This window comes from Sphingomonas sp. J344, from assembly GCF_024700005.1.
Taxonomy (GTDB): domain Bacteria; phylum Pseudomonadota; class Alphaproteobacteria; order Sphingomonadales; family Sphingomonadaceae; genus Sphingomonas.
In genome coordinates, this window is record NZ_JAJONB010000001.1 from 1,643,374 (window position 1) to 1,667,262 (window position 23,889).

General features: G+C 60.3%; 26 protein-coding genes, 1 pseudogene and 1 riboswitch. Of the genes and pseudogenes, 10 read left to right on the forward strand and 17 right to left on the reverse strand.

The features are described 5' to 3' along the window. Positions 1–8: 8 nt before the first annotated feature. The 5 genes from LRS12_RS08450 to LRS12_RS08470 form a co-directional block, all read right to left on the reverse strand. Positions 9–995, reverse strand: a complete 987-nt coding sequence (locus LRS12_RS08450) for a DUF1852 domain-containing protein (RefSeq protein ID WP_257844192.1) — start codon at positions 993–995, stop codon at positions 9–11. Positions 996–1,122: 127 nt separating this feature from the next. Beyond that, a riboswitch (cobalamin riboswitch) is annotated at positions 1,123–1,346 on the reverse strand. Between the two features lie 731 nt (positions 1,347–2,077). Further along, the gene (locus tag LRS12_RS08455) at positions 2,078–2,428 is read right to left on the reverse strand and encodes a DUF3147 family protein (RefSeq protein WP_257842939.1); all 351 of its coding nucleotides are present in this window, start codon (positions 2,426–2,428) and stop codon (positions 2,078–2,080) included. 61 nt (positions 2,429–2,489) lie between these two features. Beyond that, the gene (locus LRS12_RS08460) at positions 2,490–3,293 is read right to left on the reverse strand and encodes a copper resistance protein B (RefSeq protein WP_257844193.1); all 804 of its coding nucleotides are present in this window, start codon (positions 3,291–3,293) and stop codon (positions 2,490–2,492) included. Between the two features lie 220 nt (positions 3,294–3,513). Next, the gene (locus LRS12_RS08465; protein ID WP_257842941.1) at positions 3,514–5,283 is read right to left on the reverse strand and encodes a copper resistance system multicopper oxidase; all 1,770 of its coding nucleotides are present in this window, start codon (positions 5,281–5,283) and stop codon (positions 3,514–3,516) included. A 79-nt stretch (positions 5,284–5,362) separates the two neighbouring features. Beyond that, the gene (locus LRS12_RS08470; protein WP_257845404.1) at positions 5,363–6,088 is read right to left on the reverse strand and encodes a glutaredoxin; all 726 of its coding nucleotides are present in this window, start codon (positions 6,086–6,088) and stop codon (positions 5,363–5,365) included. 169 nt (positions 6,089–6,257) lie between these two features. Here LRS12_RS08470 and cueR point away from each other — a divergent pair, with 169 nt between their 5' ends. Then, complete coding sequence (gene cueR / locus LRS12_RS08475; RefSeq protein ID WP_257842942.1) at positions 6,258–6,671, forward strand: Cu(I)-responsive transcriptional regulator; 414 nt, start codon at positions 6,258–6,260, stop codon at positions 6,669–6,671. On the opposite strand, the gene LRS12_RS08480 is transcribed toward cueR, so the two are convergent. From LRS12_RS08480 to LRS12_RS08490, 3 genes are read right to left on the reverse strand one after another with little or no spacing between them, the layout of a single operon-like run. Further along, positions 6,650–7,204: an RNA polymerase sigma factor gene (locus LRS12_RS08480; RefSeq protein WP_257842943.1), complete on the reverse strand. Its 555-nt coding sequence runs from the start codon at positions 7,202–7,204 to the stop codon at positions 6,650–6,652. The two genes, cueR and LRS12_RS08480, sit on opposite strands and share 22 nt — an antisense overlap. Continuing rightward, positions 7,201–7,635 carry a periplasmic heavy metal sensor gene (locus tag LRS12_RS08485; protein ID WP_257842944.1) on the reverse strand — a complete coding sequence of 145 codons (435 nt, stop codon included), beginning with the start codon at positions 7,633–7,635 and terminating at the stop codon, positions 7,201–7,203. The genes LRS12_RS08480 and LRS12_RS08485 overlap by 4 nt, the downstream gene beginning before the upstream one ends. Further along, positions 7,632–7,916, reverse strand: coding sequence for a hypothetical protein (locus LRS12_RS08490; RefSeq protein ID WP_257842945.1), 285 nt, complete (start codon positions 7,914–7,916; stop codon positions 7,632–7,634). The genes LRS12_RS08485 and LRS12_RS08490 overlap by 4 nt, the downstream gene beginning before the upstream one ends. A 108-nt stretch (positions 7,917–8,024) precedes the next feature. Here LRS12_RS08490 and copC point away from each other — a divergent pair, with 108 nt between their 5' ends. Then, complete coding sequence (gene copC / locus LRS12_RS08495) at positions 8,025–8,414, forward strand: copper homeostasis periplasmic binding protein CopC (protein ID WP_257842946.1); 390 nt, start codon at positions 8,025–8,027, stop codon at positions 8,412–8,414. 28 nt (positions 8,415–8,442) lie between these two features. Then, on the forward strand, positions 8,443–9,294 hold the full coding sequence (gene copD / locus LRS12_RS08500; protein ID WP_257844194.1) for a copper homeostasis membrane protein CopD: 852 nt from the start codon (positions 8,443–8,445) through the stop codon (positions 9,292–9,294). Here the strand turns inward: copD and LRS12_RS08505 are convergent. After that, complete coding sequence (locus LRS12_RS08505; RefSeq protein ID WP_257842949.1) at positions 9,291–9,737, reverse strand: nuclear transport factor 2 family protein; 447 nt, start codon at positions 9,735–9,737, stop codon at positions 9,291–9,293. The genes copD and LRS12_RS08505 overlap by 4 nt on opposite strands. A gap of 917 nt (positions 9,738–10,654) precedes the next feature. Between LRS12_RS08505 and LRS12_RS08510 the strand changes: the two genes are divergently transcribed. Genes LRS12_RS08510 through LRS12_RS08525 form a run of 4 tightly spaced genes read left to right on the forward strand, consistent with a single transcriptional unit; the run spans position 10,655 to position 13,584 of the window. After that, complete coding sequence (locus LRS12_RS08510; protein WP_257844195.1) at positions 10,655–11,119, forward strand: hypothetical protein; 465 nt, start codon at positions 10,655–10,657, stop codon at positions 11,117–11,119. Next, positions 11,116–12,309, forward strand: coding sequence for a PfkB family carbohydrate kinase (locus LRS12_RS08515; RefSeq protein ID WP_257844196.1), 1,194 nt, complete (start codon positions 11,116–11,118; stop codon positions 12,307–12,309). Before LRS12_RS08510 ends, LRS12_RS08515 begins: the two co-directional genes overlap by 4 nt. After that, on the forward strand, positions 12,306–12,902 hold the full coding sequence (locus tag LRS12_RS08520; protein ID WP_257844197.1) for a 7-cyano-7-deazaguanine synthase: 597 nt from the start codon (positions 12,306–12,308) through the stop codon (positions 12,900–12,902). Before LRS12_RS08515 ends, LRS12_RS08520 begins: the two co-directional genes overlap by 4 nt. 49 nt (positions 12,903–12,951) lie before the next feature. After that, a complete protein-coding gene (locus LRS12_RS08525; protein WP_257844198.1) occupies positions 12,952–13,584 on the forward strand; it encodes a hypothetical protein in 633 nt (210 codons plus the stop codon). Here the strand turns inward: LRS12_RS08525 and LRS12_RS20330 are convergent. Next, positions 13,541–14,323, reverse strand: a complete 783-nt coding sequence (locus LRS12_RS20330) for a hypothetical protein (protein WP_374580614.1) — start codon at positions 14,321–14,323, stop codon at positions 13,541–13,543. The genes LRS12_RS08525 and LRS12_RS20330 overlap by 44 nt on opposite strands. A 185-nt stretch (positions 14,324–14,508) precedes the next feature. Here LRS12_RS20330 and LRS12_RS08535 point away from each other — a divergent pair, with 185 nt between their 5' ends. Then, positions 14,509–16,482: an ATP-dependent endonuclease gene (locus tag LRS12_RS08535; protein WP_257844200.1), complete on the forward strand. Its 1,974-nt coding sequence runs from the start codon at positions 14,509–14,511 to the stop codon at positions 16,480–16,482. Then, positions 16,479–18,350, forward strand: coding sequence for a UvrD-helicase domain-containing protein (locus tag LRS12_RS08540; RefSeq protein WP_257844202.1), 1,872 nt, complete (start codon positions 16,479–16,481; stop codon positions 18,348–18,350). The genes LRS12_RS08535 and LRS12_RS08540 overlap by 4 nt, the downstream gene beginning before the upstream one ends. A gap of 531 nt (positions 18,351–18,881) precedes the next feature. Here the strand turns inward: LRS12_RS08540 and LRS12_RS08545 are convergent. The 6 genes and pseudogenes from LRS12_RS08545 to LRS12_RS08570 form a co-directional block, all read right to left on the reverse strand. Beyond that, entirely contained in the window at positions 18,882–19,649 is a 768-nt protein-coding gene (locus tag LRS12_RS08545) for a sulfite exporter TauE/SafE family protein (protein WP_257844204.1), read from the reverse strand. Between the two features lie 57 nt (positions 19,650–19,706). After that, positions 19,707–20,525, reverse strand: a complete 819-nt coding sequence (locus tag LRS12_RS08550) for a universal stress protein (RefSeq protein WP_257844205.1) — start codon at positions 20,523–20,525, stop codon at positions 19,707–19,709. 39 nt (positions 20,526–20,564) lie between these two features. After that, the gene (locus LRS12_RS08555; RefSeq protein WP_308222991.1) at positions 20,565–21,554 is read right to left on the reverse strand and encodes a TerC family protein; all 990 of its coding nucleotides are present in this window, start codon (positions 21,552–21,554) and stop codon (positions 20,565–20,567) included. Positions 21,555–21,698: 144 nt separating this feature from the next. Next, positions 21,699–22,012, reverse strand: a pseudogene (locus tag LRS12_RS08560) (zf-TFIIB domain-containing protein). 3 nt (positions 22,013–22,015) lie between these two features. After that, positions 22,016–22,657 (reverse strand): Bax inhibitor-1/YccA family protein, encoded by a 642-nt coding sequence (locus LRS12_RS08565; protein WP_257845471.1) that lies wholly within the window; start codon positions 22,655–22,657, stop codon positions 22,016–22,018. A 71-nt stretch (positions 22,658–22,728) separates the two neighbouring features. After that, positions 22,729–22,905, reverse strand: a complete 177-nt coding sequence (locus tag LRS12_RS08570; RefSeq protein ID WP_257844207.1) for a DUF465 domain-containing protein — start codon at positions 22,903–22,905, stop codon at positions 22,729–22,731. 499 nt (positions 22,906–23,404) lie between these two features. Between LRS12_RS08570 and LRS12_RS08575 the strand changes: the two genes are divergently transcribed. Continuing rightward, positions 23,405–23,668, forward strand: coding sequence for a hypothetical protein (locus tag LRS12_RS08575; RefSeq protein ID WP_257844208.1), 264 nt, complete (start codon positions 23,405–23,407; stop codon positions 23,666–23,668). A 68-nt stretch (positions 23,669–23,736) separates the two neighbouring features. Here LRS12_RS08575 and LRS12_RS08580 read toward each other — a convergent pair whose 3' ends face one another. Beyond that, on the reverse strand, positions 23,737–23,868 hold the full coding sequence (locus LRS12_RS08580) for a hypothetical protein (protein WP_257844210.1): 132 nt from the start codon (positions 23,866–23,868) through the stop codon (positions 23,737–23,739). Between the last annotated feature and the right edge of the window lie 21 nt (positions 23,869–23,889).

A 23,889-nucleotide genomic window follows, 5' to 3' on the forward strand; every position in this document is an offset into this window, starting at 1 on the left:
AGGGGAGATCAGGCGGCGAAACTGGCCGACCATTGTTCAAGCGCTGCGCGATAGGGCTTGATGAACCGCTCTTCGGCGAACTTGCCCTGTTCAAACGCGAGCCGGCTACGCTCCTCGCGGTCATAGACGATGCGGGTCAGCGAATAGTCCTGGTATTTCAGGCTAGGCCGATACTGTTCCGCCGCTACCGAATTGGCGTTGTAGATCTCGGGGCGATAGATGCGCTGGAACGTGTCCATCGTCGCAATCGTGCTGACCAGCTCGAGGTTGGTATAGTCGCCCAGCAGGTCGCCGATATGGTAGAAGGCGAAGGGCGCGGCGCTGTTGCGCGGCATGAAGTAGCGGACCTTCATCCCCATCTTCGCGAAATAGTCGTCGGTCGCCGAGAACTCGTCATTCTCATATTCAAAGCCCAGGATCGGGTGCTCGTTGCCGGTACGCTGATAGGTCTTGTTGCTCGACACGCTGAGACAGATCACAGGCGGCTTGCTGAACGTTGCGCGATACGCTTCCGACTTCAGGAAATGCTTGAACAGATTGCCGTGAAGGTCGCCGAACCCTTCTGGCGTGCCCGAGTTGGGATGCGCCTTGCTATGTTCGGGCAGCACGACGCTGAAGTCGTAATCGCGGATGTAGGAGGAAAAATTGTTCCCGACGATGCCGTCCATCCGCGCTCTGGTCTTCTTGTCGATGATCGTGGTCCTGAGGATCTCGATCAGCGGGAACGCATCCTGAGCGCCGTTGGCGGCGACATGCATCTCGGCGGTGATGATGGTGAGCTCGAGCGCGTAGCGATCGCCCGCCGGATTGTCCCAGTGCACCAGTGAATTGAAGCGGTTGTCGATCATGCGCAGCGTGTTGCGCAGATTTTCCTCACGGCGCTCACCCCGCGCCAGATTGGCGAAGTTGGTCGTGATCCGCGTATTGTCGGCCGGCCGATACTCTTCGTCGAACGGAATGCTCTTGAGCGTGAAGGTGAAGGCGCTGTCGGTCATGGTCGGTACCCCAAACTGCATGTGCGGGCAGGAGGGCCGAAGGAAGAACGCGCACGATGGACAGGCGACGGCGGACAGCCGCAAGCCCTGCGTCAAGCGCGATCCACCGGAGACACCCCCGTCCGAGGAACGTTATCGCGTCGGAGGCAGGTCTCCTGGCTCACGGGTCGTCGCGGTGGTTCCGGCCTTCCCGAGCGTCTTGCGGACGCTCAGTGGCACAAAATGGAACCGCCACTCGCCGCTTACAGTTGCGGGGGCAGCGCCGGAATCTGCCCAGAAGGACATCACCGGCTTCCCGTCTTAGCCCCGCCGTCGTGCCTGAGGCGGGGAACCTCGACGCGCCCTTTCAACACAATCGAAACTACGCTGTCAATCCTGATATAAAGATATCTTTATATCGTTATGAGATTGTGCTGCGCGGCGATTGTCATGCGGGAATTGATGATTGACATATCGACGGGTGCGGCCGGTCGAGAGCGTGACGCACAAGGGTCGACCAACGACATGGTCCGCAATCGGGGCGAGATCGAGAGCCATGCTCTCGGACCGCAGACCCACTGCGAGGTGATGATCGAGCGGAAGACGGCAGTGTTCAGAAACGGAGTTCTGGCGCAATCGGCTTACGTGCGTCGGCTTTGCCCACTGCCGTACCCGAAAATAGACAGGCTGCTGACGGCCTAATTCGAGTTGTACGCGCACCACCCGCTACGATGTCTGCTTATGCCGCTCCGGCGGCCACAAGCCGCCAGTCCGGTTGCGGCCCATTTTCGGCCATCGCCCGGCAGGGGTAGCGAACGGCGGGATGTGGGCCGTAAGCGGTCTGGCGGCTTTTGGCAGGACGAACCACGAAAGCAGCCATCGCGTGACTTGCGCGGACAGTGGGTAGATCCCCGCCAAGAGGCTAGTGGATTTCTGCGTTTCAATCCGCTCAACTGCTAGAGGTTATCTCCGACCATCGGTCGCTAGAGGTCAGGTGGATTCGGGGTGGCGACCAAGGCTTATGCGCTTGCTCAATATACATTGCCTCGAACCGGTAAGCTGGATTCGCTAATCTGGCATCGCGAGGTCATGAAGTAGCCGCCTTAAAGCCGGACCCCGAATCGTCCCAGCACAACCGTCATCCCCGCATAGAGCAGCACCGTCAGCACGCATCCGGCTGCGAGCGACGGCAAGAAACCGACGCCACGCTTGAGTAACAGTGGGATCACCAAGAACATCGGCAGGCTGGGAAGCACATACCAGAAGGTCGCGAGTGCGTGATCGGCCATCAGCGTTATGTCGGGTTTGTCGCGCCAGAGCCAGATCATGCCGAGGACAGAGACCAGCGGCAGCGACGCGACCAGCGCGCCGAAGCCGGGGGAGCGGCGGGCGATCTCCGAGACGAGCGCGATGAGCACGCCGGAAATCGCCGCCTTGATTGCTAGGTAGAGCATCAGACCTCCTGAACCGCGCTATGCGCATGCGCCACCATCTTCAGCCCTGCACCTATAACCTTCAGAACCAGGCACGGACCCCCAGGACGAGACTGGTCGCATGCGTATCCTCGCCGGACGCACGCGCGAAGGATGCGGTTCGTCCAAACTTTCGCTCATGCACGATGCCTACATAGGGCGCGAACTCGCGCGCGATCTCGTAGCGCAGACGGAGCCCCGCCTCGGCGCTCGAGAACCCGCCCCCGATGCCGAGCGCCGGGATGTCCTGTGCCGATAGCTCGAACTCGATCTTCGGCTGAAGGATCAGGCGCTGGGTCAGACGCTGGTCATATTCCGCCGACGCACTGGCGCGCAGTTCCCCCTGTGTCGAGAGCGACAGATAGGCATCGACCTCAAACCAATAGGGCGCGAGCCCTTCGATGCCGATCACGGCATGGGTCCGGTCGGGACCATGACCAATCTCCTGTCTCAGACCGCCCTGAAGATTGAAATAGGGGCCGATCGCGCGTGAGTAGAGCGCCTTGAAATCAACGCCTTCGATCGCCTCGCCAAAGGTGCCTTCGCCTTCAGCCTTCAACGCGAGGCGGTTGATGTCACCGCCGAACCATGCGTCGGTCTCGAAACGATATCCTTCATGTCCCTTGGCGATGGTCAGCTCGGCCAGATCGATCGTCACCTTGCTGAACGTGCCGCCACCGTGATGGCGGCGCAGGTCGTCGCGGGTCGGCTGCATCGCCTCGCGGCCCCAGACGCGGTCGGCATAGTTCGCCGCGACGGGGGCGGGTGCCGGGCCAGTGCCCGGCGCCAGGTCGGTGCCGACCGCATCCTCTGCCGGTGCCGCGTCCTTGGGTGTGCAGTGCCCCATTTTTGCGTGTTCGGGGGGACAATCCGGGTCGTTCGTGGGGGGCTCGCCGGCGCCTTGGTATCAGGCATCTGGCAATGCCCCATCGCCGCATGCTCTGGCGTGCAGGCTGACGCGGCCTGAGCCTCAGCCTTGGGAGCCGCCATCGGCGGCATCGTCTGTCCGGCGGGCGCAAGACCCATGGCAGAAACAAAGCCGGTCCCGGCGAGAAGTAGGCTGCCGATCATGCCGCGTCCTCCTGCGGGCGCACGGTCACGACCTGCATCATCCCGGCATGCATGTGATAGAGCATGTGGCAGTGGAACGCCCAGTCGCCCACTGCGTCGGCGGTGAAGTCGAAGGCAGCGGTGCCGCCAGGCTGAACGTTGACGGTGTGCTTGCGCGGCGAATGGTCGCCATGCCCCGTCACCAGCTCGAAGAAATGTCCGTGCAGATGGATCGGGTGGGTCATCATCGTGTCGTTGACCAGGGTGACCCGGACGCGTTCGCCTTCGGTGAACGGGATCGGGGCGCCAACCTCGGACAGCTTCTCGCCATCGAATGCCCACATATAGCGTTCCATATTGCCGGTCAGGTGGATGCGCACTTCGCGCTCAGGGCCGCGAATGTCGGGGTTTCGATCGAGCGCGACCAGATCACGATAATTGAGAACGCGATGGCCGACATCGTCCAGCCCCTGTCCAGGTTCGCCCATCCGATCGACTGGCATCGGCGAGATCGACTGGACCGTCGGCGTCTTGGCAACGTCAGGCGCGACCGAGAAATCGCGCATCGAATGCTTCATCGCGGTGCCAGCGCTGTGTTCCGCGCCGTCGCCGCTTGGCATCGTGCAATGGCCCATGGCCGCATGCTCAGGCGTGCAGGCGGCAGCGCCATGACCGCCCATGCCACCCATTCCCATATCCTTCATCGTCGCCAGCGGTCGCTTGCGCAGCGGTGGCACCGGTGCGCGCATGCCGGGCCGAGGTGCCAGCGTCGCGACCCCCATTCCCGAGCGATCAACCGTCTCGGCGACGAAGGTGTAGGCGCGGTCCTCGCTCGGCTCGACGATCACGTCATAGGTTTCTGCGACCGCGATCTGGAACTCGTCGACCGCAACGGGGCGCACATTCATTCCGTCCGCCTGCACGATGCTGAGCTTCAGCCCCGGAATGCGCAGGTTGAATGTCGTCATCGCCGACGCATTGACGATGCGCAGCCGCACCCGCTCGCCCGGTCGAAACAGGCCGGTCCAGTTCTCTTTCGGGCCATGGCCGTTGACGAGGTAAGTGTATGTCGCGCCGGTGACGTCAGAAATATCGGTCGGGTCCATCCGCATCTTGCCCCAGGCCATCCGCTCGGCGGCCGACATCGCTTCGCCGTCGGTCGCGGTCAGCTTCTGGTGGTTGAAGTAACCGCCCATCTGCTTGAGCTTCTGGAAGATCCGGTGCGGATGCATGAAGCTGTAGTCGGACAGCACGATCACATGCTCGCGATCGGACTGGATCGGATCATCGCCTTCGGGATCGATCACGATCGGGCCGTAATGGCCCATCTGCTCCTGCAACCCCGAATGGCTGTGATACCAGTAGGTGCCTGCCTGAACGATCGGGAACTCGTAGGTAAAGGTGGTGCGTGGCTTGATCCCAGGAAAGCTGACCCCCGGCACCCCGTCCATGTGAAAGGGGAGGATCAGGCCGTGCCAATGAATCGAGCTGTCTTCGTCCAGAGCGTTTTCGACATGAAGCCGGACATTCTGCCCCTCGCGCAACCGGATCAGCGGCCCCGGCACGGTGCCGTTGATCCCGATCGCATGGCCGTGGCGGCCGTCGAGATGGATCATCTGGTGCGCAATGCGCAGCCGGATGTCTTCGCCGGACACCGTCTTGAGGTCAGCAACCAGACCGGGAGAATTGCTGCGCGCCCATGCCGGCATCCATTGCGAAAGCGCAAGGGCAGCGCCCCCCATCCCGACGCCGCCGAGCAGCTGTCGTCGATCCATTGTTCGAACCATGGCTTGTTAAAGCTCCGTTGAATTGCACCTGACTACGCGCCGATGCGGGTCATCCCTCACGGCGATGCATGCTGTGGGCTCAGTGCGTGGCAAGCAGCGATGGTTTTGCCACCATCCACACCGCCATCGCGACCATCATCACATTCTCGGTCAGCGAGACGAAACCCAGCGGAACCTTGCTGTCGCCGCCGACGCAGGCGCATTTGAGCTCCCGCCGCTCGATATAGACGGCATAGAACACGGATACCGCGCCGATCGTGCCGATGAACAATGCGATGGGCACCGAAAGCCACATCATCGTCCCGGTGACCATCAAAATGCCGGCGGCAAGCTCAGCAAAGGGATAGATGCGGCCATAGGGCACCCACCGCTTGGCCAGCAGGTCGTAGTTGAGGAACATCGTCGCGAAACTCTCGACATCCTTGAGCTTCTGAAGGGCGAGCAGACACATGGCAAAAGCGATGAACCACTCGGCCGCGCGAACCGTAAACAGGCTCTGTTCGATTGCCCAGCTGGCCGAAAGCGCCATCGCGGCGGCGACGCCGAACAGCGCGATGACCGGGACATAGGTCACCGCGTCCTTGTCGCGGACGCGCTTGCCCAGATAGCGGCGCAGATCGTCATAGCCGCCAATGCGCCGTCCATCGATGAAGACCTGCGGCGTGGTCGCCACCCCATGCTCTACCTTGAACGCATCGGTTTCGGATCGCGTCGTCAGGTGATGGTCATCGACCGAAAAGCCTTCGCGCCGGAGCAGATCGAGTGCCTTCAGGCCGTAGGGACAGGTGTGCTTGGGCATCACCATACGAAACAATTCTGCGGTCTTTACGGTGCGTGCCACGTCGAACTCCTTGAATTTGCGGAGTCAGGGTCGCTTCCAACCCCAACGTGATGGGCCAATAATCCTTCCAACCATTGGAAGGTCAAGCCGGTGCCGCTATATTTTTTGCGTCGGTATCAGCGGGCGGACAGACATGAATATAGGCACGGCGGCGCGGTTAACGGGAATCTCGGCAAAGATGATCCGCTATTATGAAGAGATCGGGCTCATCCCGCCCGCGGATCGCCGCGATTCTGGCTATCGCGACTATTCGGATGCCAATGTCCACGAGCTACGGTTCATCGGGCGCGCGCGCGACCTGGGATTCTCGGTCGCGGAGATTTCCGAACTGTTGGGCCTGTGGCGCGATCGCGAACGCAAGAGCGCCGATGTGAAGGCAATGGCGGCGGGCCACATCGGCAAGCTTCAGGCCAAGATTAACTCTTTGCAGGCTATGGCCGACACGCTGAGGGATCTTGCGTCGCATTGCGCGGGGGACGATCGGCCGGAATGCCCGATCATCGCGAAGCTGAACGATCCGTCGGATCACCCTGCATCGAGCAGATAGCGGCGCGCGCGGTATAACCGCGTCTCGACCGCTTTCTCGCTGATTCCGAGCAGTTCGGCGACCTGCGCCTGGGTCAGTTCGTCGATCGTCCGCAGCAGCAGCACTTCTCGCAAGCGCGCGGGCATTCCCGCTATCCTCCGTTCGATGCTGGTCAGTTCGCTGCGGTCGGCCAGTTGGCGATCGGGCAAGGCAGCGTCATCGGCGACATTCTGACCCTCGCCGATCGGCAGCAGTGCCCGAAGCGCCGCGCGCACGCGCTCCTTGCGCCGCCAGTCCCGCGCCTTGTTGAGCGCGATCCGCGCGAGCCAACCCCGCAGCGGGCGATCGGGATCATAACGCCGAAGCGCGGCATGCGCCGACACGAACGCCTCCTGAACCAGGTCGAGCGCTTCGTCGGGATCGCCAACCAGCCGGACGATGATGGCGTAGAGATAGCGTTTGTAGCGCCCGACCAGAATGGCGAACGCGCGCTGGTCCCCTGCCAGCGTTCGCGACACCAAAGCGGCATCGCTGCCATCGTCGCCGACGCTCACTTGGGCGCTTCGACAAGCGCCTTGGTCACAGCCTCATCGAACACCCCGACCTGGTCGTCCCGCAGCAACGCGCGCATAGCGAAGACATGCGCGACGGTCGCTTTTTGAAGCTCGCCCATCGTCATGTGTGTGGCGTCGATCGCCGCCTCGACCGCAGGGCCGTTGCGGTGCTCCGCCTGGATTGCGGCGGCGAGCCGACGATTGTCTGCGCGCATCCGCGCCTCGAGCGACCGTCGCTGCTCCGCGAAATCGCGCTCCAGAACCTCCAGCTTTTTCGCCTGCTCGGCGTCAAGGTTCAGCCGTTCGTGGAGCACGGCGTGAATATCGACCGAGGGTTTGACGGGGTCAGGGATCAGAAAATGCGCGACCAGCGCGCCGCACAGCGCAGCAACAAACGCAATCAACGCGAGTCCGGCGCGACGGCGGATCATTCGGCCGCGCTGCCCAGCAACAGCGTGGACGGCGCCAGCGGCCCCGGCTCAACCAATCCATGCGGCGTTGCGGCCACCGCGCGCTGGCCGGGCACGCCTCCAAAGACTGCGCCGATCAACAACGCGCCCGTCGCAAGCATTACGGTCATGCGCGGCCCCACCGCGTCGGAACTGCGCGCATCGATGCCTGCGATGATACGTTCCTCGATGCCGTCGAGGCCGGGATGCTCGGACCAGCGCGTCTGCGCCATGTGGGCGGTATAGTCGATTTCGGTTGCCATCTTTTTCGTCTCCGCCCCTCACTACGTGCGTATGGGCGTGTGCCCTCGAAATTTCGAGGGGTGCGATGTGCCTGCACGTATCATGCATCGAACCAACTGGAGTAGTTCATGCGCTTCCTTTCGAAATCCATGTTCGCAGCAGCGATCTTCTCGCTGCTCGCGGTGCCGGGCATCGCGCTGGCCCATCCCAAGCTGCTGTCCGCGAGCCCGGCGGCGAATGCGACGGTCAAGACCGCCGCGCGCATCGTCCTGAAGTTCAGCGAGCGGCTGACGCCGAAGCTGTCGGGAGCGACGCTGACCATGACCGGCATGCCGGGAATGGCCGACCACCCCGACATGAAGATGACGGGCGTCAACTCGGCCGTCGGCAGCGATGGCAGCTCGATCGTGCTGACCTCGGCCAAGCCGCTCCCGGCTGGCACCTATCGGGTCGATTGGCACGTCGTCGGCGGCGACACGCATCGGATCACCGGCACGCACAGCTTCACCATCGGCTGACATGATCGGGGTAATAGCGGGGGAAGGCGTGGCAGTCGCGCTGCGCTTTCTCCTCTACCTCGATCTGATGGCAATCGCCGGGTTGCTCCTGTGCGCGCAGCGAACCGCGCCGGCCGCGGTGTCGCCGCGTTTGATCGCCTTGCTCGCTGCCATTGGCGTGGTGGTCACTGCCGCGCATTTCGCGGCAAGCGCCGCAGCCATGGTCGGCGGTGATGAAGCCCTTCTCGATACCGAAATGCTGCGCTTCATCGCGCTCGAAACGAGCCACGGAAAAGGGGCGGTGGTCCGACTTCTGGCCTTGGGCGCGCTGCTTGTGCTTACCGTGCTAGCGCGATCCGAACGTTCCCCCCTGCTGCCAACAATGCTGGGCGTAGTTGCGCTCGCGAGCCTCGCCTGGTCTGGCCATGCGGGGGCTGGCGAGGGTGCGACGGGCGTCCTGCATAAGGCGTCCGACATCTTCCACCTGATCGCGGCCGCCATCTGGATCGGTACGCTGGTCCTTCTGCTCGTTGCAATCGGGCGGCGCGAGCCCGCGATCGACGAGATCGTCCCGGCATTGCGCCACTTCGCGAACACAGGCACGGCAGTCGTCGGTGTGCTGATTGTGACCGGCGTGATCAACCTCGCCTTGATCGCCGATCTCGCCCGTCCCGTGCAGTTGATCGCGAGCGACTATGGCCAGACGCTGGCGGTCAAGATCGCCCTGTTCCTGGCGATGCTCGCATTCGCGGCGGCAAATCGCTGGCGCTTCACCCCGCAACTCGAACATGCCGCCGGTCGCGACATGCGCGCGATCCGCATCAGCCTGTTGCTCGAATTAGCGCTCGGCATCACTGCGGTGCTGGTGGTTGCGCTCCTTGGAACGCTATCACCCGACTAGCGCTTGGTCGCCGATGACCAGTGAATATGGACGATCTTCCACACGCCAGCCGTTCGACGCAGGATCATCGTCTCCGTGCCGGTAAGGGCAAGCGTTTTCCCCTTCAAAGTGCCGGTCGTCTCGGTTTCGCTGGTGACCCAGGCGGACTCGGCTCCGATCCAGAACGTACGCTTCACCAGCTTGCGTTGGGTCGCGCCCGCGAACTCGGCGTCCGCTTTAAGATGATGGTTCGCATATTCCGCCTTGCTGCGCTCTGCCCGACCGGACTCGTAGATCAGCACATCGTCGCTCAGCAGCCTGAGCGCGGCTTCGACTCTCCCCTCAGCCAACGCTAAGTGAAACCTGTCCACCGTCGCGATTGGTGGTTGGACGGCGGCGATGTCCTCAGCGGTTGTGGCGATTGCGAGTGGTGTCTTGCTCAAGCCGACAAGCGCCAGCGTCATTGCGATCAACAGTCCTGTATTCATCATTTTCCCCCTCCACCGGCCATATAAATACGCGAACTGCCAATGTGTCCCTCATCGGGCGTGGCCACACGTTAGAAGTATCGGCCGCATTGCCGAATAGCCACGTTCCATACCGACGTCCGGCACCGAAGTGCGTAGCCCTGAGCCGTTCGGCCTGCGCGCCGATGGACAGCTTCCTATTCGTTAGCTCACGCGGCCTGCCAATCGGCGAGGGCCGGATCAAATCGCGGTTTTGCGACCAGGCCTTGTCGCTACAAGGGATAGCAGACTTGCAGATATGGGCCGGAAAGGTACTATCTCCCCTTCAATTGGGAGGCTGGCAATGAACATGAGCGACTGCTGCGATAAGGACTGCCCCTGCTGCGCTAAAGAAAGAGATAAAGGAAAATGAGATTAGGGCCGCGGTGCGAACTGCGGCTCTTTCCAGATCGATGCTCCACAATCGGGTGCATCGCGCGATCCATTCCCAACAGGTGTGGCAGGACACCAAAACCACCGCTCTCGCGGCATCGGGACGAACGACGGCTTTTAGGAAAGCTCGCGGCCCTGCTGAACGACGGATAATGGGGCGCAAAGCGGTCGTCACTCATGGCATTTTCGCCAAAGTGCCATGAGTGACGACGGCTTTGCGCCCTAATATCGGTCATTTGAGGTGACCTTGAGGACTGCCAAAAGCCGCCATTCGCTCGACGCCTGGTCAAGGAATGCTATAGCCATGACGGGCGGCCACCCGTCAGCTCCTAACAGCTAGTGCATTTGCTCGAGCAGAGCCTCAAGGCCGCAAACCTTCGCCGGATCTAGAAATTCGTGCGACCATCGGCGCACGGATGGGCGCGCTATTGTCGTGCTGATATCAAACCTGCCGTCTGGCGCGGCTGGGTGTGAATAGGGAGATGTATACACACCTCTTTGAAACAGACGAGATTGACGCAATTGCAAATGAGCGCGAAATCGTACCTCCAATAATCACTTGGAGAACTGCCTATGTCGGGGGAGGAGATACAAGTTCCGGCTTTGATGATTGGCGTCAAAGCGGAACTTCACAAGGTGGCAGTGCTGGAGAAGGCGGCGGCGGTGGGGGTCCGGATAAGTGTGCGATCTATGAGAAGACTGTCATAGCTTCGGCCGTCGCTTCGGTGGTTGCGACGCTCAAGGCTGGCGACATCCTGTTGGTCGAGCTGGAAACGGCGCCTCGTAACCGGGTTGTGGTCAAAACGGTCGCGGGCGCAGTCGTGGGCGCCGTAACCTCACTCAGGCTCGTCGATATGATCGAATGCCTGAAGGAGAAATTTGCCTATCAGGCCGAGGTTCTGTCGATCAGCGGGGCAAAGGTCGAAATCGAGATCAAACCGGCATGACCGCGCTCTCTGTTGTCGGCGGAGTCTACGGAGAAGAATGCGCGTTTCCGATCAGGAGGCAGGTGTTCGGCTCCGCTGGCCGGGCGGCTGTTGCGTTAGCTCCGTACTTCGACGCCGTGACACTTCACACGGTGCTGCCCGACCTCGCAGCCGAGCGCGTAATCCCCAATTTCGAAGCCTACGGAGTCGATGTCGTCCGTCATGGCGGCGACCAGTTCATCAGCTTCGAATATCTACATTCTCTGGCCGAGCCATTAATTCATCCACGGCTGTCTGAGATCATGGCTCAACCGTCGTTCCATTTGGATGGCGGGCTGGTTTTGCAATTCGGGATGCTCGAATGCTCTCCGACGGTGAGGGCTGACATCTGCGTCTACGATCCCCAGTCGCCAATAAGCCCGAAGGGTTTCCGGCAATCGGGTTCGACTGCCGATCGGCTCGCCATTGTCGCAAACGCGGCGGAAATCCGGCTGCTGACGCGAATGCAGGTCGATCAGGGTGCAATGCATCTTCTCAAAGAGGAAAGCGCCGAGGTTGTGATCGCAAAATGTGGGCTTGATGGCGCGCGCATATTCACGCGTGATGGCCTGGAAGGGACCGTCCCAGCGTATCGAGCCTCGAGCGTATTCACAGTGGGTTCGGGCGACGTGTTCGTAGCAGCGTTTGCGCTTGCGTGGGGCAAGGAGAACATGACTCCTGTCGAGGCCGCCGACTACGCTTCACGAAGCGTCGCCGCCTATGTGGAGTCCGAAACCCTTCCGATCGCTCCGATCTCTGAAACCTTGGCGGGCTCGCACGAGCCCATCCGCCTCGCGGGCGGCAAGGTGTATCTGGCCGGGCCGTTTCGCGAGCTGGGGCAGCGCGTGATTATCAATGAAGCGCGAAAGGTGCTGGCCGGTTGGGGTATGGAGGTATTCAGTCCCGTTCACGATATCGGCCACGGACCCGCTGAAGCCGTGGTCGAGCAGGATCTTCAAGCAATCCGAGATTGTGACGCAGTGCTAGCCATTATCAATGGGAGCAGCCCAGGCACACTGTTCGAAGTCGGCTACGCTGTCGCGCTTGGTAAGCCGGTTTTCTGCGTTGCTCAGAACATGCGCTCAAACGACACAAAGCTTCCTGCCGGGGCGGGATGTACCATCCATGAGGACTTCATCAGCGCCCTGCATCTGCTTGCGTGGCGAGCATGACCAAAGCGGTCCTTCTGTCCGGCGGGATGGATTCGACCTGCATCGCCTACTGGCAACGACCCGCATATGCAGTGACGATAGATTACGGACAGAGGCCTGCCGCAGGAGAAGTTCGGGCGGCCAAGGCGGTAGCTGACGCGCTCGGAATCGAGCATGTGGTGGTTGAAGCTAATATCGCTTCGCTCGGCAGCGGCGACTTAGCGGGAACGCCAGCCTCCGAAAGCGCACCCGCAAGCGAATGGTGGCCGTACCGAAATCAGTTCCTAGTCACCGTTGCGGCCATGAAATGCCATCAGCTCGGTGTAACGGAGCTGATGGTCGGCGCACTCCGTAGCGATGGATTCCACGCGGACGGAACCCCTTCCTTTTTTGCAGCCGTCAACGAGCTGATCGGCCAACAGGAAGGCGCGCTACAGGTCACAACGCCCGCAATACATCTCACAGCGGGGGAACTGGTGCGGATTTCGGAAACGCCGTTGGAAGTCCTTGGATGGTCGCTGTCCTGCCATATCAGCGATATTGCGTGCGGATTCTGCCGCGGATGCCGAAAGCACTTCGAAGTCATGGGAGAGGTCTTTGGACTCCCACATTGACCCCGTCCCAAAGCATTCCAATCGAACTCGGCCGAAGGACCCCTGGCCGATGACTTCGATCTACGACATGCCGAGGACGGAGTTCGCCCCGAAAAGCGGCTTTCTCGATGTGGCGTTAGGCCGCCGAACGATCCGCGAAATATCGTCGCTCGATCTAGATGAAACCTTTGCGCTCGTTCGCGAGGTGATGCAGGTGCGGCAACTTGGCATTGGGGGAAATTCGGGCCGGGCTCGCAAGGTGTCGCTTTCCGCCGGAGCATTACAGTCGATCGAAGTCCTGATCGTTTCAGGCCCGGGGGTAGAGCTGCCAATCCTCTATTGCGACACCCACGACGTGTTTGGAACAATCGAGGTCGAGAACGCCGAACGCCTCAACGAAGCGCTGACCCCGCTGCGGGGGGTGCTTCCCGATGCGTCGGGGCACTTCCTTTTACTGGTGGCGAACGTACGACATGCCGAACAGTCGTATGAGAATCCGATAACGCTGCTCTGGCGCGATACCGGTGCGGTGCTTCAATCATTCTCCTTATTCGCCGCCGCCTATGGCTGCGGCTTCGCACCATTGGGGCCCACTGGTGCGGATTTGCTGTCGAGCTTGAAGCAGCCCCATTCAAACTATCTCGCGGTTGGGACGGCCATCATTGGACGCAAACGGTCTCCCGCTGCACATGAGTCCGATTGATCGCGGTTGGACCGATCCGTCGCATATAGTCCCACATAAGCGAGTCCACCAAACTCGCGGGCTCGCCGATCGCTCCGCAGAATTGAAGGAAGCGGGCTTCAAGTTTGAAATAGTCCCTCGCGGGATCGGCGCCGGGCAGAAATAGCCCCATCGCTACACCGGCTCTCAATATGTGTACATCGAGGATCGCAACTTCGTCGCACGCGTAGTGATTTCGAACTACCCAGGACGCGGTTTTCGGTCCTATCCCGGGCAGGCGGACGAGGAAATCGCGGAGTTGCCGGGGAGCTTCAGGGAGTGCGCCAGTCATTTGCAGAGCATGCCAGAGGTAGCGCGCCTTTTGCTTTGGAAAGCGATATCGCCGCTGCCGATTTCCAATATGGAACGGCTCGCTAAGCGCGCGCTCGATTTCTTCTTGCCGTACCTCAGCCGCCAGAAGGCTGCGGTCACGCAATCGATGAAAGGCCGCTAGACCGAGTTCCGCCGGCATACCGAATCCTCCGAGGAGGCAGACTGCCAGCTCCTCTGTGATTGTGTTTCCGAGGCGAAATGAATTGCGGTCGACGCGAAGCTGAAAGCCAGCGGATTGATATTTCCAAAATGCGGGCGTGAATAACTCCGTCGCGCAGCCCCAAACCACGCCCGGCATTATCTCGGCCGAAGCGGGTGGGATTTCGAGGGAGCGTAACTGCCGTCCGCTATAGGTCCAAGCGACCTGTATGCTTTGCTCCACCACCATAGCGAGCTTGAATCAACGAAGTTTATCGCCAGCAACCGGAGATATTCGACGTTCTCAGCATGATCCGCATTTGGACTCGTTCCGATTCAACAAGCGCCGCGCTTTTCATGAGGGGTGTTGCAGGGCGGCCACGGCTTTCTCACGCCGCTGCGATCCAATACTGTCTTGCGTGTGGAGGATGCCCAATGAAAATAGAACAAGTCACCATCTCGAATTTCCGATGCTTCGGTCCGGAGCCGGTGACGATCCAGTTCAGGGATGATGTAACAGCCATTGTCGGCAACAATGGGTCCGGCAAGACCGCTATTTTCGCGGCGCTCACAAAACTATTCGGTATCTCGCCATCGCTCCGCGCGTTGCGCAAAAGCGACTTCCACGTGCCATTGGACAGCACAGGCCCGGCATCCGGCGCCACCCTCTCCATTGATTGCGTACTTGGCTTCCCGGAACTGGAAGCCGACGATGATGGCGAGGACAGTGCGACCGTCCCGGAAGTTTTCACGCATATGGCGACCGGAGACGAGGACTCTCCGCTCAAGGTCCGTATCAGGCTTCAGGCAACCTGGGCGGACGACACGACGCCAGACGGCACGGTGGAAGACGAGGTTCGATGGATTACGACCCTCGATGACGAGTTCACATGGGAAGAGTGCCGGCGGGTTCAGGCTGTCGAGCGAAACTACATCCAGCTGGTTTACGTGCCTGCTAATCGAAATGCCTTCGATCAGGTCACGAACCTTCTGAAAGGGCGGCTGTGGCGCGCCGCCCGTTGGTCGAACGCGCTGTCCGAAATCGCGCTAAAGGGGGCCACCGACATCCAGACGCAGTTTGATGCGGAACTGCCCGCCAAGTTCATTTCCGAACGATTGGAAAAGCGGTGGGCAGAAGTCCACCAAGGCGACACGGACTCCAAACCGCTAATGCGTCTGGTTGAGCATGAAATGGAACAACTCGTGCGTCGCGCCGAGTTTGTGTTCTTCCCTGACGAAGCAGCCCAGACGAGGCGTTTGGACGACCTTAGCGATGGACAGCGCTCCCTGTTCCACATCGCTCTGACGGCTGCCACGTTAGAAATCGAACGCGACGCTCTCGCCCAAAAACCTGCCGATAGCGTGTTCGATCAGGAGAAGCTGCGCAGAACCTATTTGACGATCTTGGCGATTGAGGAGCCGGAGAACAGCCTGTCGCCGTTTTTCCTCTCGCGCATCATGATGCAGGCGCGCGACATTGGTAAGCTGGACGGGGCGCAGGTGGTGATTTCCAGCCACAGCGCGAGCGTCTTGAGCCGCGTCGAACCGGAAGAAGTCCGCTACGCTCGGATGGAGGCGAAAACCCGGGAATCGGATGTCCGGGCGCTAACGCTGCCGGAAGCAGACTCCGACGCCAGCAAATACGTTCGCTTGGCTGTAAAGGCTTTTCCGGAACTGTATTTCGCCCGCTTCGTCGTACTCGCCGAAGGCGAGTCAGAGGCCATCGTGTTGCCCCGGCTGGCCGAAGCGATGAAGTTCCCTCTTGATCGATCTTTCGTGCCGATCGTGCCTCTGGGCGGACGTTTCGTCAGCCACTTCTGGAGGCTGCTGGCGGATCTCAATATCCCCTATGCAACATTGCTGGATTTGGATGCGGGCAGGAAGCACGGCGGCGCGGGCGCGATCGCCTACGTGGTCGAAGAACTGGCAGAAATCGGCAACACGCTCGACGAAAACTCGTTCGTCCTATCAGGAGACATCGAAGTCGGTGATGTCGATGAAATTGACGATCAGGAACTGGTCGATGAGGATCAGGCTCATGTTTGGTTAAAGGCGCTGCGTGAGGAAGGCGTGTTTTTCTCGTCTCCCATCGACCTCGACTTCAGCATGCTTCTTTGCTTCGGCGAAACTTATCAGATGAAAAATGAGGGCGGGACCGGGCCCCGTACAGGAGCGCAGGCCCTCGCGGATAAAAAGGCCGTAACCCTTAAAACGGGCGGCAATCCTGACCTCTATGACGACCATTGGGACGATGAGTTTCTCTGGTATCCGTATCTCTTCATTTCCAACAGCAAGCCCGAAATTCACATCTCCGCTTTGAGCAAAATCGACAACGACGAACTCGCGAGCGACGCACCACCTGAACTGATAAAGTTGGTCAAATACGTCCGAAAGTCCGTCCTCGGATGACTTTGATCAAGCCAGACGATTGGGTTCCTCAAGGTGTCGAGAGCTTGGAGGACCGCGCGTGGGAAGCTTTGCGAGAAACGGCTCGAAGCGTGTGTGTCACCGCCGGCGCTGGCGCAGGCAAAACGGAGTTCCTTGCGCAGAAGGCGACCTATTTGCTTCAGACGGGCCTATGTCCACATCCGAAACGGATATTGGCGATCAGCTTCAAGCGGGATGCGGCGCAAACGCTGGCGCAGCGGGTTGGAAAACGATGTCCGGAGCATCAAGCGCGGCGCTTCGTCTCACAAACATTCGACGCCTTTACCAAAGGGCTGGTGGATCAATTTAGAAACGCGCTCCCACCGCAATTTCGACCACCCGCCGATTACGAGATTTCATTTCCGACGGCCGCAATCTTGAACGATTTTCTCCAGCGCGCTGACATCAACGACGTGAATGCGCAGACCCTGACAAAGTGGATCGGGATGCGTCGGCTGCTCGACCCTACTCAGGGAGTGTCGGCGCGGCAGAAGGAAATCATGGATGCGTATTGGCAGGACCAATACCACGGCGGTGCACACGCCTATTTGACCTTTGCGATGATAAATCGACTTGCCGAGTACCTATTACGCACGAATTCCAGAATTCGGCGGGCCATTCGGATGACCTATCCGATTGTGTTCCTCGACGAGTTTCAGGACGCGACCTCTGCCCAGTTTGAAATTGTCACCGCAGCGTTCGATCCGGCCACCGCCAAACTGACGGCGGTGGGTGACGATAAACAAAAGATCATGGGTTGGGCAGGCGCAATGACCAATGCTTTCGCGGCATTTACGGCCCACTACAACGCCCGTTGTATCTCATTGCTTCTCAATTGGAGATCGCATGAAGACCTTGTGGCGATCCAACACATCATCGCCAGCCAGATCGACCCGGATGTTGAGCCCGTCGAGGCGCGGGCGGAGCGCGAGGTTGACGGCGATGTGGCAGCGATTTGGATATACCCCGACAAAGAGACTGAAGTAGCGGGATTGGCCGGGTGGGTGCCCGAAGAGATCGAAAGCGGCACCGTGGAAGCGCACGACGTCGCCATCCTTGTCAGGAACTACGCCGACGCCGTCGAAGCTGAACTTAGCGAAGTGTTTGCCGATAGGGGCGTCACCATTCGTAACCTGGCCCGCAATGTCGGCGACATAGCCATTCAGGATTTGCTGACGGAAAATCTGACCGCGCTTTTGATCCCATGCTTGCGCCTCGGCGCGACCAAGAAAAATGCCGAAGCATGGTCAACTGCGCAGGATGAGTTGCGGTCGCTTGAATCGATCAGCGACGATGAGGACGTGTTGCTGAACAGGTTGAGCATGAAGGTCGAAGAGGTCGCTAAGGCATGCCGCGCCTTCATGGCTGCGAACGCCGCCGCGAAGGGATACGGTGGTGAACTGACGACCTTGATTGTCGATATGATCGGGGAGGAGAATATTCGGCAGGCCAACCCTTCTTATCAGCGACAAGCCGATTTTGACCGGGTTCGCGAAGGGTTTATCGCACTTTTGGATGAAAGCTTGACCGACGCGGAGTCGTGGCCTGATGCGCTCGATCGCTTCGAAGGGAAGAATCAGGTCCCTCTGATGACGATCCACAAGAGCAAAGGGATGGAGTTTCACACCATCATTTTTTTTGGCCTCGACAATCAAAGCTGGTGGAGCCTGACTCCCAACCGCACCGAAGAACTCAATTCATTCTTCGTAGCGTTCACTCGGGCGAAGCAACGTGCCTTCTTTACGCGCTGCGCCGAGCGCGGGGGGCATATCGCCTGGCTCGACAAGATATTGGGAGACACGGTTCCTCGCGTTGCCGGGCCGATCGCTCTTCCGGATGGCAAAGCCTAATATGGCTTGGGGGGGCGCTGTTAGACTAAAGCGAAACGCTCCCTCCATGATGCATTTGGGTCTTTGAAGCCGGCGGCCTAACTCGCGAGAAGAGCCACTCAGCAAAGGATCTGAGCGACGTTCCTTGTAGGCTGCATCAGCGACGTCTTTGTGTCTGCTTCAGGTGGCCGCTGCATCGGAAGCAGACAGTCAACTGACGGCCCATCAGCGGTCTGTCTGCTCTTGTCACAACCAGCCCGTCGGCAACGCGCCCTAATTTCGGCCGTTCAGGCTCGAATGGGAGAATCCCAAAAGCGGACGAACCTCACTTCGATAGTCTCACGATCAAAAGATAGTTCGAATCCATCCGGGCGCACCAATTTCCTAATCGCAGTAGAGGCGGAAAGCGGCGGGGAAATGCGGAACTCGCATAGCATTGGTGGCGGAACACGGTGCCCGCCAGGTTTCATGGTTTGGCACCTCTCACCACGAGTGTGTGTTTTCTGAACGTCTGCCAAACGAGCAACCGAACCGACGCCCTTCAGCGAAGGGCTATCCGGCGAGCGTTTGCCAGATGCCGAACAGGCTGATTGCGGCCAAAATAAACCCTATTACAACGAGTAGCGCCTTGGCCGGGACGCGCTTCGCCACCAGTCCGCCGAGCGGAGCTGCCAGTATTCCGCCGATCAGCAATCCAATCGTAGCGGCCGTGAATGCGGCCCAGCCCATCGTTGCGATGAATGTCGCGGATATGGTCACGGTCAGAAAGAACTCGGCGACGATGACCGTGCCGATCACCCGGCGCGGCGTCGCACCCTGAACAAGCAAGTTACTGGTCACGATCGGTCCCCAACCACCACCGCCCGCTGCGTCTAGAAAGCCGCCGACCAGCCCAAGTGGCGCAACATACCGTGGCCTGCGATCGGCGGGCGGGGCTCTGAGTCCTTTCCAAACGAGAAAGATGGCCAGAATTGCGAGGTAGGCCAGAACGAAGGGGCGGGCGATCTGCGCATCAACGTGAGTGAGAACATAAGCACCCAAAACGCCTCCGATCACGCCGGGAATGACGAGTCTCAAGAACAGACGCCAGTCGACATTCTTGTGGGCGATGTGACTGGTTCCAGAGGCAGCAGTCGTGAAGCTTTCCACCGCATGGACGCCAGCCGAGGCCGCGGCAGGAGGAACCCCGAGGCTAATCAGCAGCATGCTCGAGATCACCCCAAATGCCATGCCGAGGGCGCCGTCCACCATCTGCGCGGCAAATCCCACCGCGATGAACGGGACGAGGTCTGCCCAGGTCAGGAGGCTCAGGTCAAACAACGAGGGCTCTCAAGAGCCGGCCGGCAACTGGCTGGCATCGCAAGGCTCGCTTCAGGATCAGTGCGATAGGAACGTAGGCAGCGCCGGTGCTTGCAAGACCCCGCGGGTGGCTCCGCCCAGAACGAACTCCCGGAAGCGCGAATGCCCATACCCTCCCATCACCAGGAGATTCGCTTCCAGACGGGCGGCGGCGGCATTGATGGCTTGAGCTATGGTCAGATCGCCACGCTCGGTCTGTTCATAGCAGGCCGTCACACCGCGGTGCTTCAAGGAGGCAACGACGCCGTCACGCGTGAGACTTGATGCCATTTCCTTGTCGTCTCCGAAGGTTATGATCGCGACTTCTTTCGCCGCTCGCAGGAACGGCATCGCGTCGCCAAGGGCGCGCGCTGCGGTCCGGCTGTAATCCCAGGCGACGATCACTCGCTCGCAGGAAAAGGGTCCCGAGTGATCGGACGGAACCACGATGAGTGGACGTCCTGATTGGAAGAGCACATAGTCGGCTATAGCGTGCTCACTGAGCAAGCCGTGGTCGTCTATTCCGCAGACGGTAAGGTCATGCAGGCGCGCCCGGTCGGCGACTACCTCTGGAATAGTGTAAGCAAACGAGCGGTCCGTCAGCACCTCGGCTTCCAGCTGCATACCGGCGGCAGCGTCACGCAGACCCGCGGCTTTCCCTCGTGCATCGGAATTGCGTTGCGCCAGGGTCGTCCGGGCCTCGGCCGTGATCTGGCGCCCATAGGCGCTGCGCGGAAGCACCACGTCGAGCTCGTAGACCAATGCCGTCAACCGGGCGTCGAATGCGCGCGCAAGCTGAAGCGCGTACCCTGTTGCCCCGAGCTGCGGGTCGCAGCGTTCTGCAGCTGCGTGGTGCAATATACTATGGAGTGTCATGTTGATCTTCCCCTGAAGACATCAAGCGGTGGTCGAGGATGGGGTTGCGGACGCGCGGGTCTTCCACAGCGACCACACGACGCCCACGAGCAGAATCGAGAAGGTCACCCCAAGTGAGGCGGCAGGCGGAATTTTGGCCAGGCCGAGAGCATCGGCCACGAAGATCTTGGAGCCAATGAACACCAGCAGGACGGCCAGCGCGTATTTCAGATAGTGGAAGCGGTCGACCATCGCCGCGAGCGCGAAATAGAGCGCCCGAAGACCGAGGATCGCGAAGATGTTCGAGGTGTAAACGATGAACGGGTCAGTGGTGATGGCGAAGATCGCCGGCACCGAGTCCACCGCGAAAACCACATCGACGAACTCGATCATAATCAATGCGAGAAACAAGGGGGTCATGAACCACGCCAGCTGACCCGTCTTTGGATCGACCTTTCTTACCCAGAAGCTTTCGCCGTGTAGCTCGTCGCTGACGCGGAAGCGTCGCCGCACCCACTTCAGCACGGCCGCGTTCCCGACGTCGTAAGGCTTGTCCGCCATCACCCACATCTTGATGCCGGTGAGGATCAGGAAAGCAGCGAAGACATAGAGGACCCAGCTGAACTGCTCGACCATCGCGGCGCCGAAGCCGATCATCACCGCGCGCAGCACGATGACCCCCAGAATACCCCAGAAGAGCACCCGATGCTGGTAGAGCCGTGGGATGGCGAAGTAGCTGAAGATCATGGCGATAACGAACACATTGTCCATCGCCAGGCTCTTCTCGATCACAAAGCCCGTGACGTAGGCCATCCCGGCGGTTTGCCCCATATACCACCAGACCCAGGCGCCGAAGGCCAGGCTGAGCCCGATATAGATGGCCGACAGGATCAGGCTCTCGCTGACGCCGATCTCGCGCTGCTTGCGGTGAAGCACACCCAGGTCGAGCGCCAACAGAATGATCACGATGCCGATGAAGGTCAGCCACATCCACGCGGGCTTGCCAAGAAAGTCGAAGAACAGAAATTCCATGAGTAGATCCGATCAAAACCGCGCGTGCTGACGCGATGCTGGTTCGATCCGACATCGCGGCTGGTGGAGGCCAGCCGCCAGAGGGTCCCGGATCCGAGAAGATGGGCTCCACTGCCGACGCTGGACGCCGGCGGCGGGATGAGTTCAGTCGAATAGCTCCGAAAGGAACGACTTTTTGCGCTTGCGATAGCCGCCGCGACGGTAATCATCGTGGTAATCGTCGCTGTAGCGTTGCTGAGGGGGTACGGCGCCTGTCTTCCTCCCTCGGCACGGGGGAGCGGTGGCGGCGCCGTATCAGCCGCGTTGCGTTCGATGATCTTGTCGAGCTCGCCACGATCGAGCCAGATGCCCCGACAGGTCGGGCAATAATCGATTTCGATTCCCTGCCGGTCGGACATGACCAGAGCGGTCCTGTCGGTGGGGCAGAGCATCGCGCTTACTTCTTCCTGACTACGCATGGCTTAGGTCTCCTGGCGCTGGCCGAAGAAGGCCAGCAGCAATTGAAAGAGATTGACGAGGTTGAGGTAGAGCGAGAGCGCGCCCATGACGGCGAGCTTGTCGGCATGCGGCGTTCCCGCATAGGCGACGTAGTCCGACTTCGCCCGCTGCGTGTCCCAGGCGGTAAGGCCGGTGAACACCAACACTCCAACCAGCGACACCACTAGCTGCAGCGTCGACGATCCCAGGAACAGATTGACGATGCTCGCGCTCACAACGCCGATGAGGCCCATGAACAGGAAAACCGTCCAGCGGGTGAGGTCGCGCTTCGTCGTATAGCCCCACAGGCTCATTCCCAAGAACATCGACGCGGCGATGAAGAAGGTGCGGGCGATGCTGGTCCCCGTGTAGACGAGGAAGATGCTCGCCAGCGAGATGCCCATGACCGCCGAAAAGGCGTAAAAAGCCGTGCGCGCCGAGGCGGTTGTCATCCGCTCGATCCGGAACGACAGGAAGAGGACGAAGCCGAGCGGAGCGAAGATCGCCAGCCACTTGAGCGGCGTCCCGAAGATCGGGCCATGGAGTGCCGGGGTGGCCGCGACCAGGAGGGCGACCAGGCCGGTGATCGCCAGCCCCAATCCCATATGATTGTAGATGCCGAGCATGTGCCGCCGGAGCCCCTCGTCGAACGGGGCTCCGACGCGTGCTTCGGCGCGCGGCACCGGGTAGGGCGTGTTCACGCGCCGACCCTCTTGTCGCGAAAACCGTGGTGGAGACGGTCCTTGACGGCGAGCCGGAGCTTCTTGAGCCGCAGCAGCTTGATGCTGTCCGGGAAGCGTCGCTTGAGCTCCCGACGGATCTCGTCGTCGAGCTTCCGGTGGATAACGCTCAGTCTATACATGAATGCGTTCATAGCCTCTCTCCAATCGACGTTGCATCGATCGGGCGGGCCGCGGCGCAGAAACGGGGCGTGTAGCTGCACCGGACCAACCCGATGCGGTCCGACATCGCTGTTGTCAGGGGGAGACAACCGCCAGAGGGGCCCGGCCCGCAACCCTCATTTAGCGCGCGGCGGGCATATCGACCATTCGATTGAATAGGCCGCCTGCGATAGGTTGCCTCTATCGCTCGGGACGCGAGGTGAGCGGCGAGGCTTCCTTTCTGAATAGGGTAAGCGACCATGAGGTATGATGGGGCCCCCTCAGCGGTTCCCAGCGCGATGCTTAGCTCGACTTCGAGCCCTGGCACCGATCACCGCAAAGCATCGCGGCAGAATTTGAATGGACAAGACGAGGCATTCAAACGCGGCGGCTTGCCGTCTCTATTGGCTTCATTCGGCGGTTCAATGCATTCCCATTTAGTCCAGCATTAATACTGGGACATTTGGCTGAAACTCACCTCGAGTAACCAGCTTGATTCTGAAATTCGTCGTGCCGCTGCCGCGCATCCTCTACACGATTGTGCACATCGTCGATTCTATTAGAGAGTTCCGGCGCGACGGCGTTGAGATGTTCGTTAGCTCGAGAGCGGATCTCGTTTTCGGCGGCGGCGGCTCGCTCGGAAATTTCGTTGCGGACCTGATCTTCTGCGGCCTGCTGGACATCGCACGCGGCGAGCGGGAGAAAGACAAGGATAAAAGCGAACTTCTTCAATCTGGGTCTCCGCTTGTTCCGTAGACACTTCAGTCTTTATGCTCTTGGGCCCGTACCGGTGCTAAGGCCCACCGGAATCCTCGCAATCGGATCTAGTCATCATCATTTTCATCAGCCTGAGAGCCCCGTTCCGTGCGATCGTCTTCATTGTTGTCACTCTGCGGGGCGTCGCAGGCCGACAAGGTGAGTAGTACAGCGGTTGCAGATGCGATGAAGAACTTCATTTTTTGCTCCTTAGCCCTGAA